The organism is Arthrobacter sp. NPDC080073 (assembly GCF_040686575.1).
Classification (GTDB): domain Bacteria; phylum Actinomycetota; class Actinomycetes; order Actinomycetales; family Micrococcaceae; genus Arthrobacter.
In genome coordinates, this window is record NZ_JBFBKR010000004.1 from 25,123 (window position 1) to 44,211 (window position 19,089).

At 63.4% G+C, this 19,089-nt stretch carries 12 protein-coding genes and 1 pseudogene; 1 reads left to right on the plus strand and 12 read right to left on the minus strand.

The window, feature by feature from the left end:
* Positions 1-19 precede the first annotated feature (19 nt).
* The 12 genes and pseudogenes from AB0O52_RS06160 to AB0O52_RS06215 all read right to left on the minus strand — a co-directional run bounded on the left by AB0O52_RS06160 (position 20) and on the right by AB0O52_RS06215 (position 17,773).
* A pseudogene (locus tag AB0O52_RS06160) lies at positions 20-4,171 on the minus strand (AAA family ATPase).
* A gap of 128 nt (positions 4,172-4,299) precedes the next feature.
* A complete protein-coding gene (gene guaA, locus AB0O52_RS06165; protein WP_364534901.1) occupies positions 4,300-5,904 on the minus strand; it encodes a glutamine-hydrolyzing GMP synthase in 1,605 nt (534 codons plus the stop codon).
* A gap of 120 nt (positions 5,905-6,024) precedes the next feature.
* Complete coding sequence (locus AB0O52_RS06170) at positions 6,025-6,543, minus strand: DUF3817 domain-containing protein (RefSeq protein WP_284980769.1); 519 nt, start codon at positions 6,541-6,543, stop codon at positions 6,025-6,027.
* Entirely contained in the window at positions 6,540-7,382 is an 843-nt protein-coding gene (locus tag AB0O52_RS06175; RefSeq protein ID WP_364534903.1) for an SURF1 family protein, read from the minus strand. The genes AB0O52_RS06170 and AB0O52_RS06175 overlap by 4 nt, the downstream gene beginning before the upstream one ends.
* A 53-nt stretch (positions 7,383-7,435) precedes the next feature.
* The gene (locus tag AB0O52_RS06180) at positions 7,436-7,924 is read right to left on the minus strand and encodes a PTS sugar transporter subunit IIA (protein ID WP_364534905.1); all 489 of its coding nucleotides are present in this window, start codon (positions 7,922-7,924) and stop codon (positions 7,436-7,438) included.
* Positions 7,925-7,963: 39 nt separating this feature from the next.
* Positions 7,964-9,724, minus strand: coding sequence for a glycerol-3-phosphate dehydrogenase/oxidase (locus AB0O52_RS06185; RefSeq protein WP_364534908.1), 1,761 nt, complete (start codon positions 9,722-9,724; stop codon positions 7,964-7,966).
* 103 nt (positions 9,725-9,827) lie between these two features.
* Positions 9,828-10,964: a GuaB3 family IMP dehydrogenase-related protein gene (locus AB0O52_RS06190; protein WP_364534910.1), complete on the minus strand. Its 1,137-nt coding sequence runs from the start codon at positions 10,962-10,964 to the stop codon at positions 9,828-9,830.
* 148 nt (positions 10,965-11,112) lie between these two features.
* Entirely contained in the window at positions 11,113-12,624 is a 1,512-nt protein-coding gene (guaB, locus tag AB0O52_RS06195; RefSeq protein ID WP_364534913.1) for an IMP dehydrogenase, read from the minus strand.
* Between the two features lie 209 nt (positions 12,625-12,833).
* Positions 12,834-14,849, minus strand: a complete 2,016-nt coding sequence (locus tag AB0O52_RS06200; protein ID WP_364535594.1) for an acyltransferase family protein — start codon at positions 14,847-14,849, stop codon at positions 12,834-12,836.
* 292 nt (positions 14,850-15,141) lie between these two features.
* A complete protein-coding gene (gene groL, locus AB0O52_RS06205; protein WP_364534916.1) occupies positions 15,142-16,752 on the minus strand; it encodes a chaperonin GroEL in 1,611 nt (536 codons plus the stop codon).
* Positions 16,753-16,839: 87 nt separating this feature from the next.
* The gene (gene groES / locus AB0O52_RS06210; RefSeq protein ID WP_028265041.1) at positions 16,840-17,136 is read right to left on the minus strand and encodes a co-chaperone GroES; all 297 of its coding nucleotides are present in this window, start codon (positions 17,134-17,136) and stop codon (positions 16,840-16,842) included.
* A 226-nt stretch (positions 17,137-17,362) separates the two neighbouring features.
* Positions 17,363-17,773, minus strand: coding sequence for a hypothetical protein (locus AB0O52_RS06215; RefSeq protein WP_364534919.1), 411 nt, complete (start codon positions 17,771-17,773; stop codon positions 17,363-17,365).
* Positions 17,774-17,850: 77 nt separating this feature from the next.
* On the opposite strand from AB0O52_RS06215, the gene AB0O52_RS06220 reads away from it, so the two are divergent.
* Positions 17,851-19,089: a class I SAM-dependent methyltransferase gene (locus AB0O52_RS06220; RefSeq protein ID WP_364534922.1), complete on the plus strand. Its 1,239-nt coding sequence runs from the start codon at positions 17,851-17,853 to the stop codon at positions 19,087-19,089.

Genomic DNA, 19,089 nt, shown 5'->3' on the forward strand with positions numbered 1-19,089 from the left:
CACGACCATGATGGAACGTTCAGCCCCAATGCGGGGGCCTTTGCTCCTTCAGCCAGGCATCGTGATCGTAACCAGGCTCATCACCCCACCGGCGTGGATCATCTTCGGAGGCTTTCTTTGGCAGAACGCTCTCGCCCGCATGCTTCCGCTCCGGCACCGGCTTCACTTGTGTTTTCTCCTGCTCGCCCAACTTTGTGTCAGCGCCTACTGCGTCGGCACCGGTGTCCGCGGAGTGCCTGGATTGAGTGCTTTTGCTTTCCGCCATTGCGCTTCCTTAGGGGATGACCGGTCCCGAGCCAAGGCCTTGCGTACCGCCAGGGCCGGCCGCGGCCGGGTCCGGGTGACCGTCCAGTTCCAATTGTTCAACATCGATGTCCAGGAATCCATCCTGGACGGCACCGTACGAGGGTGCTACCGGCTTCTCCAGTCCCAGATAGGATCCAATGCGATCAGCGCAGGACGAGGGATCCGTGAATACTTCGATGGTCCACAGGGACATGTAACGCCAGCCAAGGCGTTCCAGGAGCTGGGGCCGGAGCCGGCTTCGCTCCCTGACGCTCATGCGGCGGTATCGTTCCGTGCCATCCGACTCAATGGCCACCGGTGTTGGCATCTCGGTGTCATCACGGCCTATGGTGTGCACCGGATCTGTCGCGACGGCGATGTCCAAGGCTCCGTCATAGTGGTGCCACACCCGGGCTCCGCGGGCACGGAGTCGCTCGCCCAGATCCGCTACCAACGGATCCTCTCCGAGCGCTTGCTCGCTGGCCGCGGCCCTGGTGGCTGGCGTTCCCAGATCCGAATTCCCGGACAGTTCACGGTCAAGGAGTTCATGGAACTCCACGGCGCCGTGAGCCAACCTGTCCAGATCGAGGTCCTCCGGACGGAAGCAGCTCAGGACGTGCAACGATCTCCGGGCGCGGGTCATTGCCAAGGCAAATTTGTTTCGGCCGCCTTCGACGGACAGGGGTCCGAAACTGTGCAGCGCCCGGCCATGCGGGGTGCGCCCAAAGCCCAGGGAGAAGATGATGTGGTCGCGGACGAGTCCTTGCGCGCGCTCCAAATCCACCACGCGGAAGGACTCCGCGCCGGCGTTGAAGAAACCCGACAACAGCGGATAGTTAGGAAGCTGAAGCCTGATGGCTTCGCCGATCCTTGCGGCGTGGCGCAGGCTTGCGGTGACCACAGCGAGCGAGGTCCGCGGCCTAAGGCTGGCGTGTTCAAACACCAGGTCAACCACGCGGTTCACTTCAGCAGCGACCGATTCAACACCTTCGTGATCCGCCCCAGGCAGGCCGGTACCGTCCGGGATGTACTCAACCACTACCGAGCGGTCCAACCCTGTTACAGATTGGCCGTCCGGCAGCCGGCGCAGGCCACCGTTGTAGTAGTTCTTGCTCAGCTGGAGCAAGAGGTCTTCGTCAACCGCCCGATACACCCAGTTCAACTGCCACGTGGGCAGGACCCGGGCCAAGGCACTGAAAGCACTGTCTACGGTCTCTTGGCTGGCGGCACCGGCCATGGGGGGTTCCACGGCAACACTGAAGGTGCGGGCATTGGCGATCTTCGAGTCGCCAAAGGCAACCACTTGCCGGGCCCGGGCGATCGCCGGCAGCACGGCCTGCAAGGATGTGCTCTCAGCGTCGAGAATCACCACCGCATCGAACTTCTGCTCTGCGGGCAAGAGGCCGGTCAGCAAGTACGGACTGATGGACCACACGGGAACCAAGCGGGAAACAAGGGCAGGCGCCTGGGCGCTGAGCGCCGAGAGAGTGACGCGGCCGTCCTTGATGAGGTTCCGCAGCAGCTCAGATTGGCGGGGATGTTCAGCGATTCCAGCACGCCACATTTCGGCGAGTTTCCAGCGCAGCCGGGCGGCTCCGCTGGCGATGTGCGCGTGGTCCGCGAGACGGTACTCCGCTTCGAGACGGCGGAGGGAATCGCCGTCGGACATGGCGAGGTAGTCGTCACCGCTGATCATCGCTTCCAGGGCGGACTGCCACCAGGCAAGGTCCAGTTCCGCGGCAACGGATTCGGCGGGAACTTCGCGTTCAGCCAAGTCGGCGAGAAGCTCGGCGAGTCCATGCTCGCGCATATTCTCGACCAGAAGTGTGCGCTCCGGGAGCGTTTCCAGGGTTCCCGTGTCGGCCACAAGGCGCTCAAGGCGCTGCATGAGATCTTCGTAGCGGGTCGCGTGGAGATCGCCGCCGCCGGCAGTGTGTTTCAGGAAATCGCCCAGACGGCGGAGATCCCGGTCCAGTTCGCGGTAGCTGGCGCCCAGGTCCGCCAGCCCGGAGGGCACGGCCGGATGGCGCTGTGTGGTCGCGTACTCTGCCCACAGTGCCCGCTGTTCCTGAACGAGCACCAAGGAGCTGTGCAGATCCGCAATGTGGACACCGGGCCGGACGTACTCCTTTGCCACGCGACGCAAGCGGGAGCGCTGCATCGAGGGCATCTCCACTCCGCGCTCACGACGCCAGGCGGAGGTAGCGGTAGCCGAAATCAGATCGTGGACTGGCCGGTCAAAAATATCCGGGGTGAATTTGTCCAGGCTTTCCCGCACCGCCATCAAAAGCTCAAGCTGGGCGCCCCATTCTGCGAAGTTCGCCCCAAGCCGGATTTCGGAGTGCTCCGCAACCTGGTTCATCCGCTCCCGCAACCGGGGAAGCTGTTCGGCGGCACTGCTGGCCAGTTGCTGGGCTTCCTCAGTCTCCTTGCGGGTGACCAGGCGTGCCCCGTACCAGGGGCTCGACGTCGATGCACGGCTGAAGCTGCCAAGCTCGGCCGCGCGTCGGAGTCTTTCAGCCAGCTCAGCGCGGTCTTTGATATTGTCCAGCACGCTGCGCTTCAAGCGCACGGTCGTGGCCGGGGCAGGCTGGATCGAGGTCAGCTCCGCGAGCGACTGCATCGCCTGATAGGGCGAGCATCCCCAGCGCTGGCGTACATTATGCAAAGACGCGACATGGTCCATGAGGGCATGGCGGTGCTCGGTCAGGGTCTTGTGGAGATTCGCAAGCTGCGGCTCCAGCGACTTTTCGTTGCGGATGATCGCGCTGACCAGCTGGCCCTTGAGCTGCTGGGGCGTGGCACCGTTGCCCGGCCTGAACAGCATCGATTCAAGGCCCAGGGCTTCAAAATGGGCCGCCAGACCGTTGAGGCTCGCCCGCCGGTCGCCCACGACAAGCACCGATTTTCCCTCATTGACGAGGGCACCGATGGCATTGATCGCCGTCTGGGTCTGGCCGCTGCCTGGCGGGGTGCTCACCACGAGCGAATCGCCTGCCCGCACGGCATCCACCACGTACTGCTGGTCCGGGTCCGCATCCAGGAGCAGCGACTCTTCGGCGGGGTCGCGCTCGTCGAGGTTCGGGAACCGTCCGGACTTGATGGGTTCGGGTTCCACGTCCCCGCCGTTGGCTGCTTCAAACAGGGAGGCCACGACGCTGCTGTTCTCGTTGATCCAGGGGTCTTCCAGGTTCCCGGACAGATCCGCCAACGTCGTGATGAGGAGATTGGGGGTTACCTCGGCACCGTGGATCGGTTGCACCAACGTGGCCAGTCGGTCAAGGACCGGCTGCGGATCAAGGCGTGCGGTGTTGTACGCCATACGGCTCACGGCGTTGACGTCAAAGACAATGCCATGGACTGCCTTCAAGTGCCGGACCAACGCGGGGTTGATGCCCGCCTGCTCGGTGAGTTGCAGCTCGTAGTCATCTTCGCCCGGCCGCGCCGTGAGTGAGATGGCGGCCAACATAACAGGGGCTGAGACTCGTTGGGGTTTTCCTCCGACCGCCGATGTCCACACCACCGTGCCGCAGGACAGATAACCGGCGTCGATCCCCCGGTCGTTTCCCAATTCGAAGATCTTGGAGCGAAGGTTCCTGGCGGCACGCGCGGCAACAAGATACTGCTGACGATCCCGGATCAGGGTGGAAAGCCGGGTTCGACGCCCGGCGAGGAGCTGTGCCAGGCCTGAGGGGTGGCCGTTGCTCAGGTCTATCGACCCTTCCGGCGTCTTGACGAAACGCAGCATGCTGTCTGCACCAGTCACGGGCTTGAGCCCGGACAGCCATTTCCGGAGCTCCAGGGAGCTCTCTTCGTGGCTTTGACCTACTGACACCGCTGCCTTCTTTTCTGTGATAGCTCGAGACGACTTGGACCAAATCGGCATACTTTCGAGGGTAGCGGGAATCGACCGGCAGTCCGCACCGCAACACTGGTCGAAAGGCAAATTACCCCTGATTTCAGGGGAGATGCAAAGTGACCGGCCCCTGGAACAGGGGCCGGTCACTCAGAATGCTATTCCCACTCGATGGTTCCCGGCGGCTTGCTGGTGACATCAAGTACCACGCGGTTGACCCCGTCAACCTCGTTGGTGATCCTGTTGGAGATCCGGGCGAGGAGGTCATAAGGGAGCCTCGACCAGTCGGCCGTCATGGCGTCCTCGGAGGAAACGGGACGCAGCACGATCGGGTGTCCGTAGGTGCGCCCGTCGCCCTGCACGCCAACGCTGCGGACGTCGGCCAGCAGTACCACAGGCATCTGCCAGACGTCGTTGTCGAGTCCGGCTGCAGTGAGTTCGGCCCGCGCGATGGCGTCTGCCTTGCGAAGCAGGTCGAGTCGTTCCTTGTTCACTTCCCCGACAATGCGGATACCCAGGCCGGGTCCGGGGAACGGCTGGCGACCGACGATTTCCTGCGGCAAGCCAAGCTGTGCGCCCACGGCACGAACCTCGTCCTTGAACAAGGCGCGGAGCGGTTCAACGAGTTCGAACTGCAGGTCCTCGGGCAGGCCGCCCACGTTGTGGTGGCTCTTGATGTTCGCGGCACCTTCGCCGCCGCCGGATTCGACGACGTCCGGGTACAGGGTGCCCTGCACGAGGAACTTGATGCTCTCGCCTTCGGAGGCAGCTTCGGCGATAATGGCCCGTTCTGCTTCCTCGAACGCACGAATGAACTCGCGGCCGATGATCTTACGCTTGGTCTCGGGATCGCTGACCCCGGCCAGGGCGGAGAGGAATCGCTCCTGCTCGTTGGCGACATAGAGTTTGACTCCGGTTGCCGCAACGAAGTCACGCTCGACCTGTTCGGCTTCGCCTTCGCGCAGCAAGCCGTGGTCCACGAATACACAGGTCAGTTGATCGCCCACGGCGCGCTGCACGAGGGCTGCAGCGACGGCCGAGTCGACGCCGCCGGAGAGGCCGCAGATGACCTTGGCGTCACCGATCTGCCGGCGGATCCGGTCCACCTGCTCTTCGAGGATGTTGCCGGTGGTCCAGTTCGGCTTCAGGCCGGCTCCGTTGAACAGGAAGTTCTCCAGAACCTGCTGGCCGTGGACAGAGTGCTTTACTTCCGGGTGCCACTGCACGCCGTAGAGATGCTTCTCTTCGTTCGCGAAAGCAGCCACAGGTGCGCCTGCGGTGGTCGCGAGGACCTCGAAGCCTTCAGGAGCCTCATGAACGGAGTCTCCGTGGCTCATCCAGGTGTTCTGGGAGTCCGGGACACCCGCAAGGATGGAGCGCGGTCCGCCAACGGTGGTGGCCTCGGTTGCGCCATACTCCCGCAAACCGGTCTGCGCGACCTTGCCGCCGAGCGCGTTCGCCATCGCCTGGAAGCCGTAGCAAATACCGAAGACCGGGACGCCGGCCTCGAAAAGGTCCGCGCCAACCTTGGGGGCACCCGCGGCATAAACGCTTGAAGGTCCGCCGGAGAGGATGATCGCTGCCGGATTCTTGGCCAGAAGCTGCTCGGTGGTGAACGTGTGCGGAACAATTTCCGAGTACACATTCGCTTCACGGACGCGGCGGGCAATCAGCTGCGCGTACTGGGCACCGTAGTCAACAACCAGCACCGGCTTCTGGGAAGTCTGAGCTTCAGAACTGAAGGGTGCGGTGGGAGTAGTCACCGTAACAGCCTACTTTGCCCGGATGCCCCGGTGCACCTTGGAGCCGGTCGTGAAGCCCGGAAACCAGCCCGGAAACTGCCCGACGTTAGCGATCTCACAATGCGCGCCGGGGCACGCCCGTCAGTAGCGCTTGGAAGCCTGCGGATTCGCGGCGAGTTCCATCTCTACCTCCGAGTGGAACTTCTTCTCCACGATGAAGGACATGAGAGGGACAACGCCGCCCAGGGCGAGCAGGATGAGCTTCGTGAACGGCCAGCGCATGAGCGACCACAACCGGAAGTCCGAGATGAGGTACAGCACGTACATCCAGCCATGGACGATCAGGACGCCCACGGAGACGTTGACGCCGCCCAGGACCGCCTTGGACTCAGCATCGGCAAATCCAAAACCGAACGGCTGACCAGTGATTGCATTGGTCCCGCCGGCGAAGAGATACACGCCGAACACATAGCGCGCGACGAGCTCGGCGCACAGGAGCAGCAGCATGGTACCGGTGAGGTAGGCCATGACTTTATAGAACTTCAGGGCCGAGCGGATCTGGGCCGTTGTTCCGCCGAAGCGGCGTTTCTTGGCCGCGCTTGGCTTTGCGGCAGATTCTCCGGACTGTTCGGGCTGGATGGCCGGTTTGGGCTCAATCATGGCTTTACCTGTTCTGGCTTGGTAATTGCTGGCAAATCGTCTGGCGGGAATTCGTCCTCGGGCTCTTCCTCGTCTTCTTCGAGGGTGCGCCGGTAGTCATCGGCCACCATGCGCCACCAAATGTAGAGGGCGAATCCTGCAAAGACCACCCATTCCACGGAGTAGAAAAGGTTGAGCCAGTTGATCTGTTGGTTGGGGGGCTGGGCCGGGATATTCAACGGCTTCAGCTGCGGTGGAAGTGCGAGGGTCTTGCCCGCCGATACTTCCGAGGTGGCGGCGATGAAGCCGGGATAGCTTGAGACGTCCCATGTGTTGATGAGTTCCGCGACGGAAACCGCAGACGAGCGGCCCGCTCCGGCGTCGACGTTTGGCACTGGTGCCTCGGACGGCAGGAGCCGTCCGGTCAGCTCAATGGTGCCCGACGGCGGCGGCCCGGCTTGGGCAGGATCGGCGACCCAGCCGCGGGCCACGGGGATCCAGGTCTTCGCGGAGGCGCCTGCGCCGCGCAGGACCGGGGCGCCGTCGACAGCAAACGCGGTCACTACCCAGTACCCTCTTTGCCCGGCGAGCAACCGGCCCTCCACCAGGACCTGTTTGGTGGGGTCGTAACTGCCCTTGGCGCTGACCATTTGGTCTGATGCCGAACCCGGGAAGAACGTTCCAGGCTGAAGTTGCCCGGTAAGCGGCTTGACTTGCTCCACCGCGGGGTCCTCAACCGGGACGTCGCTCTGGGTGGATCTGCCGAACTGCCACTGGCTGAGCAGCACAAAGACCCCGGAGAGCAGGAGCGCGAAGACAAGTCCTGCGATCCAGCGGGGCTTCAGAGCGGTTTTCAACACCCCTTAACCGTACTTCGTCAAGCTGTAGAACAGCTAAACGAAAGGCCTGCCCCCTAGTGGTCGAAGAACACCAGGCTGGAATTGATCAGTTCGGCGATGACTTCGGGATCGTGGGCGCGCCGGAGGGATTCCCTGAACGATTCCTTGGACAGCGAGCGGGCCAAGGTCGCGAGGACTTCCAAATGGTCCGAGAATGAACTGGCGGGGGTAGCAATGAGCAGGACCAAGGTTGCCGGTCCGTCGCTGGCGCCGAAGTCCAAGGCGTGTCCGAACTTCGTGACACCGACAGCGATGGAGACCCGGGAGACAAACTCGCTGCGGGCATGCGGAAGGCCAATGCCGCCCGGCAACCCGGTGGCAAGTTGGTGCTCACGGGAGTTGACGACTTCGAGGAAGCCCTTGAGGTCCGTGATGCGCCCGGCGGCGTAGAGTCGTTCGGCGAGCTGGCCCGCGGCATCTGTTTTGTCGACCGCTTCCATCTCCAGGATGACGGTCTCCGGCGTCGTCAGTTCGGCATCATACGGGTCCAGTGGTTCCGCCAAGTCGTTTTCCCTCCAGTGTGCCCAGCCAACCCGGGCCGCTTAGCGGAGGGGGACGATATCATCGACACCCATGCGCGCAGCATCGGCCGATTCGTCGTCGGGCTGCTGTTGGCTGAGCCGTTCAGCTTCCACCCGGGCCAGGTAGTGCTTGATTTCGCTTTCCCGCTGCGCGTCGCTCCAGCCAAGAATATCTCCCATCAGCTTAGCGACAACAGGGACCGCGGAAACACCTCTGTCCCACGACTCGATCGAGATACGCGTGCGCCGGGTCAGGACATCATGGACATGCCGTGCACCCTCATGGGTCGCGGCATACACGACCTCTGCTGAAAGATAGTCGTCTGCCCCCGGCAGCGGCTCGGCCATGGCCGGGTTGTCCTTGATGATCGCCAGCACTTCCGGGGTCATGGAGCCATAGCGGTTGAGCAAATGTTCCACCCTTGCGACGTGGATCCCTGCCTCATCAGCGGTTCTTGCCCGCCGGTTCCATGCGGCTTTGAACCCCTCGGCGCCCAGGAGCGGGATGGTGTCGGTGCAGCTCGCGGGTACGCGCTCGTCCATGGCCCGGGTCGCTTCGTCCACGGCGTCCTTCGCCATGACCCGGTACGTGGTGAACTTTCCGCCCGCAACCACCACCAGGCCCGGAACGGGGTGCGCCACCACGTGTTCGCGTGAAAGTTTGGCGGTGGAGTCGCTCTCCCCCGCCAGCAGCGGACGGAGACCCGCATACACGCCCTCAACATCCTCACGGGTCAAGGGCCGCTTCAAGACCCGGTTGACGTGTTCAAGAACATAGTCGATGTCCTTCGAGGACGCGGCAGGATGCGCCTTGTCGAGCTTCCAGTCGGTGTCCGTCGTGCCGATGATCCAGTGCCGCCCCCAAGGGATGACGAACAGCACGGACTTTTCGGTCCTCAGGATCAATCCGACCGTGGACTGAAAGCGGTCGCGCGGGACCACAAGGTGTATGCCTTTGGAAGCGCGGACCTTGAGCTGGCCGCGATCCGTCACCATGGCCTGGGTCTCGTCCGTCCAGACTCCCGTGGCATTGACTACTTGCTTGGCGCGGACTTCGATGATGCTGCCGTCTTCCTGGTTTTCCACCTTCGCGCCCACCACGCGTTCGCCCTCGCGGACGAACGACACCACGCGCATCCTGTTCACGGCGTGCGCCCCGTAGTGTGCCGCAGTGCGGACGACGTTGACCACCAGCCTGGCGTCGTCGACCTGTGCATCGTAGTAGCGGATGGAGCCGACGAAGGCATCGCTCTTGAGGCTGGGCGCTGCCCTGAGGGTTCCGCGCCGGAAGAGGTGTTTGTGCATCGGCACACCGCGGCTGTGGCCGGACGTGAGGCCAAGCGTGTCATAGAGGAAGATCCCGGCACCAACGTAGGGCCGCTCCCAAAAACGCCGGGTCAGCGGGTACAGGAACGGGACCGGCCGGACAAGGTGGGGTGCGACCTGTTGGATCAGCAATCCGCGTTCCTGGAGAGCCTCCTGGACCAGCGCGAAGTCCAGCATTTCCAGGTATCGCAACCCCCCGTGAATCAGCTTCGAGGACCTGGACGAGGTTCCCGAAGCCCAGTCCCGGGCCTCAACGATGCCCACGGACAAGCCGCGGGTCACCGCGTCCAAAGCCGCGCCGGCCCCGACCACGCCTCCCCCGACAATCAGGATGTCGAGTTCCTTGCCAGGCTCAGTGGTGCTTTTGAGAACGTCTATGGATCTGGCCCGGGCCTGCGGACTCAATGCACCTGTTGATGCATCATCCCTTTGCGAACCATCTGCAACACTGCTCATTGGACGCCTCCCATCGCACAAAGCCCGTAGTTCCCCACACTACTTCTTGTCCAGCGGCTTGGGCAGGGTTTTCGCGGGCCGGCTAACGCGGACCGAGTGGAGGCTACCGGCCCGAGTAAGGCGAGACGACGACGTCGACCCGCTGGAACTCCTTCAGGTCCGAGTAGCCGGTGGTCGCCATGGAACGGCGAAGCGCGCCGATCAGGTTGGACGTGCCGTTGGTGTGGTGGCCTGGCCCGAAGAGCACTTCCTCGAGGGGACCGACTGTGCCGACGTTGACCCTGTCGCCGCGCGGCAGCTCAAGGTGGTGGGCTTCCTGGCCCCAGTGCCAGCCCTTGCCCGGGGCTTCTTCCGCACGGGCCAAAGCGCTGCCGAGCATGACTGCGTCGGCGCCCATGGCGATGGCTTTGACGATGTCACCCGAAGAACCCATGCCGCCGTCGGCGATCACGTGCACGTACCGTCCACCGGACTCATCCATGTAGTCGCGGCGCGCAGCAGCGACATCGGAAATGGCGGAAGCCATGGGCGAATGGATGCCGAGCGCACGGCGCGTGGTGGTCGTTGCGCCGCCGCCGAATCCCACCAGGACGCCGGCCGCTCCGGTACGCATGAGGTGCAGGGCCGGGGTGTAGCCGGCGGCCCCGCCGACGATCACCGGTACGTCGAGTTCGTAGATGAACTGCTTGAGGTTCAGCGGTTCATGATTCTTTGAGACGTGTTCGGCCGAGACGGTGGTGCCCCGAATGACAAAAATGTCGACGCCGGCGGCCACCACGGTCTTGTAGTGCTCTTGCGTACGCTGCGGCGTCAACGAGCCGGCCACGGTCACGCCGGATGTACGGATTTCCGCAAGCCTGGTGGTGATCAATTCGGGCTGGATGGGGGCCTTGTAGAGCTCCTGCATGCGCCGTGTGACCGTCGGGCTGGCCGTTTCATCCGCAAGGGCAGAGATCTCGTCCAGCACGGACTGGGGGTCCTCGTACCGCGTCCACAAGCCCTCGAGGTCCAGAACGCCCAGACCGCCCAGCCGGCCAAGTGCGATGGCCGATTCAGGCGACATCGCGGAGTCCATGGGTGCGGCGATCACCGGCATCTCAAACTTGTAGGCGTCAATCTGCCACGAGACGGAAACGTCCTTGGGGTCGCGCGTCCGGCGGTTGGGGACGATCGCGATGTCATCCAGGGAGTAGGCACGACGCCCACGCTTGCCACGGCCAATCTCAATCTCGTAAGTCACTGCTCTAGGTTATCCCAGTGCGGCGTGATGTACCGGCAGGGTGACGTACAGCATGACGACAGGCGATGCGTCGTAAAACAGGCGAGCCCGCTACCTCCATGGGGGAGGTGGCGGGCTCACATGTTGCTGCCTGGGACGGGAGCACCGTCTAGCGGGAACCGTAGTTCGGAGCCTCGACGGTCATCTGGATGTCATGCGGGTGTGACTCCTTCAGCCCGGCCGCAGTGATGCGCACAAACTTGCCGCGTGCCTTGAGCTCGGCGATGGTCGGAGCACCCGTGTAGAACATGGTCTGGCGGAGGCCGCCGACCAGCTGGTATGCCACCGAGGAGAGCGGGCCGCGGTAGGCGACGCGGCCTTCGATGCCCTCCGGGATGAGCTTGTCGTCGCCGGAAACGTCCGCCTGGAAATAGCGGTCCTTCGAGTAGGAGGTGTTCTTGCCACGGGACTGCATCGCGCCCAGGGAACCCATGCCGCGGTAGCTCTTGAACTGCTTGCCGTTCACGAAGATCAGCTCACCCGGCGACTCGTCACAACCGGCCAGCAAGGAGCCGAGCATGACCGTGTCCGCACCGGCCACGAGGGCCTTGCCGATATCGCCCGAGTACTGCAGGCCGCCGTCGGCGATCAGCGGAACACCGGCAGGGATGGCAGCCTTCGAGGACTCGTAGATGGCCGTGATCTGGGGGACGCCGACACCGGCGACAACGCGGGTGGTGCAAATGGACCCCGGGCCCACGCCCACCTTGATGCCGTCGGCACCGGCGTCGATCAGTGCCTGGGCGCCCTCACGGGTGGCGGCCTGGCCGCCGATGATGTCAACGTGCGCGGCGACGGGATCGGACTTCAGGCGCGTGATCAAGTCCAGGACGCCCTGAGAGTGGCCGTTGGCGGTGTCCACGAACAGTGCGTCGACGCCAGCGTCGATCAGGGTCATGGCCCGTTCCCAGCCATCGCCGAAGAAACCGATGGCGGCGCCGACGCGGAGCCGGCCTTCCTCGTCCTTCGTCGCGAGGGGGTATTGCTCGGCTTTGGTGAAGTCCTTGGTGGTGATGAGGCCCTTGAGGCGTCCCTGCTCGTCAACGAGTGGCAGCTTCTCGATCTTGTTCGTGGCCAGCTTGTGCGAGGCCTCTTCGCGGCTGATGCCGACTTGGCCCGTGATGAGCGGCATCTTGGTCATGACGTCGCTGACAAGCCGCAGGGGGAAGTCGGACTCCGGCACGAAGCGGGTGTCGCGGTTGGTGACAATACCCAGCAGACGGCCGTCCGTGTCGATGACAGGCAGGCCGGAAACCCGGTAACGCGAACACAGTTCGTCCAGTTCCTGAAGGGTGGCTTCCGGGTGGATGGTCAGGGGGTTGGTGATCATCCCGGACTCGGAGCGCTTGACGCGGTCGACGTGGTCAGCCTGGTCTTCGATGGACAAGTTGCGGTGGATGACGCCAAGGCCGCCCTGGCGGGCCATGGCGATGGCCATGCGCGACTCGGTGACGGTGTCCATGGCGGCGGACAACAGCGGCGTCTGGACCGAAATCCGCTTCGAGATCCGGGAGGAAGTATCAGCCTCTGACGGAATGACGTTGGTGTGGCCGGGCAGCAGCAGGACGTCGTCGTAGGTCAGGCCAACAAAGCCAAAGGGATCGTGTTCGGGCTGGGTCATGAGTGCGCCTCTTACCTTGGTTCTTGGGGGTTGCTCTGGTAGGGGTTGCAGCTGATGACCAGCCCGTCATTACGGGACTGGCCTGTGCAGAAAGGTTCTGAATAAATAGTAGAACCTCGCCGCCGATCCCCATATTCCGCGAGGGCAATGTGAGCAACAGCACCCGGCGGCCGCCGTCGAGCGCTCCGAGGTCGGGCGGCGCGGCCCGCTTAGCTCCAACCCGTGGCGGCCATCCATCTTTGCTGGAACATCGGAGCCATGCTCTCCACGTACGTCTTGGAGAGGTGGTTGTTGTCGATGTAGACGAAGGTGTTGCCCACAACCCCGGGGCATTCGCCGCCGTTGCAGATGAGGTCGGTCATATCCAGGATGGACAGGCCTTGATACTTGCCTTTGAGTGCGGCAAGGGGGTCTTCAGGCGCCAATTGCTGCGCTTGGCCGCGGTTGCAGTCAGGACTGTGCCGACCTTTGACCACGACGCAATCGGCCATGTTGAAGTCGAACCTCGGGTTGTCGCGCACGGCAACGACGTCGATGCCCTTGTCGCTGAGCCACTTCACGGTGTCTTCGAATCCGACGGTCAGCTTTTCATCGGGCGAAGAGGGTGATGCTGCGGTACCCACGAGGAACACGGCGGTGGGCTTCTTCGCATCGATTTGCTGCATGACGGCCTGGTTGAACGTCCTGCACTGATCGCCGAGGCCGGTGCTGTCAACGCTAAACGGACATCCGCCGAGCAACAGGTGGTAGAGGCTCCACTGTTGCTGGTCAGCCATCGGCGCCACGGCAGCCATCCACTGCTCTGCGTGGGAGTCCCCGAGCACCAGAATACTGCGGCTCGCGTCCGCGGGCTGGTTGTTCTGGCCGCAAGCGCCTTGGAGGAGCTTCGATGCGGGTTTCAAGTCACCCGTACACTGGCTGGGCAGGTGCACCCAATCCTGGGCCAGCTTTTCCGCCGTCGGGAGGAGGACCGCTGTAGGACTGGCTTCATTGACGTAGCCGGGGACCAAGGCAGCTGCGCCCGGATTGTCCTTTTCTGCCTGATCCATGGCGATCTTGGCGCTGACCGTCTGCTGCACGTTGAAGGCAAGCAAGGGAACGGCGGCTACGCAGATGCAGAGCGCAATTGCGACGACGGCGCGGCGGCGGTTCGCCTCAGGCCACTTCCATTCCCTGACCGGCTTTTCGACAAACTTGGTGGTCAGGACCGCCAGGCCCAGCGCCGTCGCGATAATGACCGACCCCGAGAGCCATCCGGCATGGTCTTTTCCACTCCAGACGAGGGCGAGGACCAGCAACGGCCAATGCCACAGATATAAGGCGTAGGAGTTGTCGCCCAGCCGGACAAGGGGTTTCGAGCTCAGTATCCGATCCACACCGAAGCGGCTGCTGGTCTGGCCCGCCACGATGATGAAGGCCGCTGCCAACGTGGGCCACAGGGCGACGAAACCAGGGAACGCCGTCTGGACTTGGAGCACGATTCCACAGCTCAGCATCGCAACGACGCCAACCCAGCCCATCACTACCCGAACGGACTTCGAAAGCTTCAGCGCCGGCAGGATGAGTGCAACCAGCGTTCCAACCGCGAATTCCCAGAGTCTGGCGAAGGTGTCGAAGTAGGCGGTGGTTTGGTTGACCGCGGTGGCAATGATTGAGTACGTGAGCGATACCAAGAAGATCAGGCCAAACACATACATCAGCGCTGCCCGGTAGGGCAGGGCGTATTTTCTGCAAACCAGCGCAACGAGGGCGAAGATAACCGGCCACAGGATGAACACCTGGCCTTGAACAGAGAGCGACCAGAAGTGCTGAAGTGGACTCGCCTGGCTGTGGTCGGTGGCGTAGTAGTTGACCACGTCGTGCTGCAGGAGCCAGTTCTGGAAGTAGAAGAGTGAAGCCCACACCTGGTCGACCAGAGCTGCCCAACGGGTTTTCGGTACCACCGCGAAAATGGCCGCCAAGGTGCCCAACAGGACGATGACGGCGGCAGGGAGCAGCCGACGGAACAGATGGAGCCAGTGCCTCGGCAGATCCATGGCCCGGCGCTGCTCAAAACGCCTCGTGAACTGCAAGGTCATGAGGAATGCCGAAACCAGGAGGAAGACATCCACCCCGCCGGAGACCCGGCCAAACCAGATGTGGTAGGTGACAACCATGAGGACGGCAACAGATCGAAGCCCCTGGATTTCAGGACGGAACGTCGATTTAGGCGCCGAATTCTGCATCTCGCCGCTAGTTCGCCGCAGCGCAATCGGGCGCGTGGTTGTCAAAGTCTTGCCTCCAGGGTGCTACTCAAACCGTCTACCCTACTGATTCGAAAAGTTCATCGTCAATTGAGACCGCGTTCAACCAACTTCCTACGATCCATTAGGACACAAGCGGCTGGGAGCTTCCGGAACGTTTTCTGGGTCAATCCTCCATGCCTATAGCGGGCGTCCGGTGGTCATCCGGCACCAGCGCAAATGCAGGAGGCCCGGCCCCAAAGGGGACCGGGCCTCCTGCATCGATCAACCAGTGTTAGTGGCTGTGGCCTGCGTGCTCGTCTTCCTCGGCCGGCTTCTCGACAACCAGGGTCTCGGTGGTGAGAACCAAGGCTGCGATGGACGCGGCGTTCTGGAGCGCGGAGCGGGTGACCTTGACGGGGTCGATCACGCCTGCGGCGATCAGGTCCTCGTACGCTCCGGACTTCGCATTGAAGCCGTGGTTGTCTTCCAGCTCGGCAACCTTGGCAACCACGACGTAGCCGTCGAAGCCGGCGTTCTGGGCGATCCAGCGAAGGGGCTGGGTCAGGGCGCGGCGGACGATGCCGACGGCGGCAGCCGCGTCGCCTTCCAGTGCCTTGACGGAAGCGTCCTCGTCCAGAGCCTTGAGGGCGTGGATGAGGGCGGATCCACCGCCGGAGACGATGCCTTCTTCAAGAGCAGCACGCGTGGAGGACACTGCGTCCTCGATACGGTGCTTCTTTTCCTTGAGCTCGACCTCGGTGGCTGCGCCGACCTTGATGACGCCGATCCCGCCTGCCAGCTTTGCAAGCCTCTCCTGCAGCTTCTCCCGGTCCCAGTCGGAGTCCGTGCGGGTCAGCTCGGCACGGATCTGGGCGACGCGTGCTGCGACATCCTCAGGAGTGCCAGCGCCGTCAACGATGGTGGTGTTGTCCTTCGTGACAGTGATCCGGCGGGCGCTGCCGAGGACCTCGAGGCCAACCTGGTCCAGGGACAGTCCGAGCTCCGGGGAGACAACCTGTGCGCCGGTCAGCGTGGCAATGTCCTGCAGCATGGCCTTGCGGCGGTCGCCGAAGCCCGGAGCCTTGACGGCAACCACGTTCAGGGTGCCACGGATACGGTTCACGATCAGCGTGGACAGTGCCTCGCCGTCGATGTCCTCGGCAATGATGAAGAGCGGCTTGGCAGCCTGCAGGGCCTTCTCGAGGAGCGGCAGGAACTCCTGCAGCGCGGAGATCTTGCCCTGGTTGATCAGGATGAGCGCGTCTTCCAGAACGGCTTCCTGGCGTTCCGCGTCAGTGACGAAGTACGGGGACAGGTAGCCCTTGTCGAACTGCATGCCCTCGGTGAGGACCAGTTCGGTCTGCGTGGTGGAGGACTCTTCGATGGTGATGACACCATCCTTGCCGACTTTGTCGAAAGCCTCGGCGAGGAGCTCGCCAACCTCATCGCTCTGGGCGGAGATCGCGGCAACGCTGGCAACCTGGGTGCCTTCTACTTCGCGGGCGTTCTCCAGGAGGCGGGCAGCCACGGCCCGCACGGAAACCTCGATGCCGCGCTTGATTTCGCCAGGAGCGGCTCCCGCGGCAACGTTGCGCAGGCCTTCCTTGACGAGGGCCTGTGCCAGCACGGTGGCCGTGGTGGTGCCGTCGCCTGCGACATCATTGGTCTTGGTGGCGACTTCCTTGGCCAGCTGCGCACCAAGGTTCTCATACGGGTCGTCGAGTTCGACTTCGCGGGCGATCGTCACACCATCGTTGGTGATGGTGGGAGCTCCCCACTTCTTGTCCAGAACGACGTTGCGGCCACGCGGGCCAAGGGTGACCTTGACGGTGTTGGCGAGCTTGTCAATGCCTGCTTCGAGCGAGCGACGGGCAGCGTCGTTAAACGCAAGCTGCTTTGCCATGGTTGTGTCCTTTCAAGACGGAAAACCCGCACCGCTGATCCGACCGGAAGAAGTCCGACCCGATCTGCGATGCGGGATCCAAGGGAATTACTTAACGACGATCGCCAGAACGTCGCGGGCGGACAGAACGAGGTATTCGTTGCCGCCGGTCTTGACTTCAGTTCCGCCGTACTTGGAGTAGATGACGACGTCGCCAACGGTTACGTCGACGGGCACGCGGTTGCCGTTGTCATCGAAGCGGCCGGGGCCAACTGCAACAACTTCGCCTTCCTGCGGCTTTTCCTGTGCAGTGTCCGGGATGACCAGGCCGGAAGCCGTGGTCTGCTCTGCTTCGAGCGGGCGGACAACGATGCGATCCTCGAGAGGCTTAATGGAGACCGACACTCGGATCTCTCCTTTACGTGAGGTAGTACATGGACTATCAAACCAGGGGTGCCGTGGCGGGCTTACCGTCGTCGCGGTGCCGGTAAGTTGCCTGGCGGCATGATTAGCACCCGCCTAGGGAGAGTGCTAATCAAGACTCTATGTAAGCATTAGCACTCGGTCAAGGCGAGTGCCAGAATTCAGTCATGGGTGAACGTCCGAAGGGGCAGCTTCCGGGTCAAGTAGCTCATTGCCCGGCGAGGTCGTCGAAGTCGACGTCCTCGCCGTCGTCGTATTCTTCTTTCGGTCCGGTTCCGCGGTTCAGGTAGAGGACTACGCCGCTGGCGAGCGCGACGACGCCGAACACCACCAGCCCGACGATCGCCCCGATGCGGGCACCGGTGTAGCTGTCACGGATGTCCCGGGCTTCATCCGTGGCGTCCTGGACGCTCTTTCCGGTCATGGAGTAGGTGGCGGCGTTGAAAGAGTCGAGGAAGAAAATAATGATCAAGAGCGCGATGCAGACAATGGCAATCAAAGCACCCACGATGAGCGCAGGGCGGGCATACTTGGAAAGATTTCCGGCGAAGGGACGTTTATCGGGGGCAGAGGGAGAACCATTGGCGTCGTCAGGCTGGCGTACTGGGTTGTCTTCCATGGCATCAACCCTATCGGCCCGAGTGGTCCCTGATCCCTCCCGACGCCGGATCACTGGCGAGCACTAGGCTAGTTCCCATGGCTGACACATCCCCGGACCAGATTGCCCCCTTGCTGACAACGGAAGGTTGGGAGCTGCTGGCGTCCTTGGGACCGTACCGCGATGGCGAAGCCTTCGCCCTGAATGCGCGCCTCCGCAAGGACGGCCACTCCCCCGCGCTCGTGGCCGCCGTCCTCACCCAGTCCAGGCTCCGCACCCGGGCCGAGGCCAAGTTCGGCGAATTCGCCCGGCAGATGCTTTTCACCCAGGCCGGACTGGAACAGGCCACCCGGCTCAATGTCGCAGCCAGGCATGCCGAACGCTTCGCCAAGGCGGGCACGCAGCACGTCGCGGACCTGGGCTGCGGGCTCGGAGCCGACTCCATGGCCATGGCCTCCATGGACATCAAGGTCACCGCCGTGGAACTCGACGAGACCACCGCAGCGTGCGCCACGATCAACCTCATGTCCTTCCCGCACGCAACGGTGGTGCATTCCGACGCCACGTCGGTGCCCCTCGACGGGGTCGACGGCGTGTGGCTCGATCCGGCGCGCCGCACGACGTCGTCGTCGGGAACCACACGGATCTGGGACCCCGAGGCGTTCTCGCCGCCGTTGTCCTTCGTTGAATCATTGGCCGCTACCGGCAGGTCCGTGGGGGTCAAGATGGGCCCGGGGATGCCACATGATTCGGTTCCGGCCGGCTGCGAGGCACAGTGGGTTTCGGTGGGAGGGGACGTCACGGAAGTAACGCTGTGGTTCAATGACGTCTCCCGCCCGGGCATCCGCCGCGCTGCCCTTGTGCTCGGGCCGCAGGGCGCGGCAGAGATCACCAGCGGCGAAGATTTCGACGGCGGCCCGGTGCCCGGCGTCGGGCCCGTGGAGGGATACCTGTACGAACCGGATGGCGCGGTGATCCGCGCGGGCCTGGTGGCCGACGTCGCGCTCCGGCTCGGCGGCCACCTGGTGGACCACCACATTGCCTATATCTGCGCTCCGGAACTGGTGGAGACCCCGTTCGCCCGCGCCTACAAAGTCCTGGAAGTCATGCCGCTGAACGTCAAGGCCCTCAAGGCCTGGGTGAAGGCCAACCGCATCGGCGTCCTCGACATCAAGAAGCGGGGCACCTCCGTTACCCCCGAAGAGCTGCGGAAACAATTGCTGCCGCCCGGAAAGGGCCCGGCAAAATCCCGCGGCAGCAAAACAGCCACCCTGGTCCTCACGAGGATCGGCGAGGAAAAGGTGGCTGTTGTCGTGGAGCCGGTAGCGGCCGCCTGA

Excerpts from the sequence above, each read along its gene's own strand:
- AB0O52_RS06215 (WP_364534919.1), bottom strand. The coding sequence starts at position 17,773 with ATGGAAGACAACCCAGTACGCCAGCCTGACGACGCCAATGGTTCTCCC.
- AB0O52_RS06185 (WP_364534908.1), bottom strand. The coding sequence starts at position 9,724 with ATGAGCAGTGTTGCAGATGGTTCGCAAAGGGATGATGCATCAACAGGT.
- AB0O52_RS06220 (WP_364534922.1), top strand. The coding sequence starts at position 17,851 with ATGGCTGACACATCCCCGGACCAGATTGCCCCCTTGCTGACAACGGAA.
- AB0O52_RS06170 (WP_284980769.1), bottom strand. The coding sequence starts at position 6,543 with ATGATTGAGCCCAAACCGGCCATCCAGCCCGAACAGTCCGGAGAATCT.
- guaB (WP_364534913.1), bottom strand. The coding sequence starts at position 12,624 with ATGACCCAGCCCGAACACGATCCCTTTGGCTTTGTTGGCCTGACCTAC.
- AB0O52_RS06200 (WP_364535594.1), bottom strand. The coding sequence starts at position 14,849 with ATGCAGAATTCGGCGCCTAAATCGACGTTCCGTCCTGAAATCCAGGGG.
- groL (WP_364534916.1), bottom strand. The coding sequence starts at position 16,752 with ATGGCAAAGCAGCTTGCGTTTAACGACGCTGCCCGTCGCTCGCTCGAA.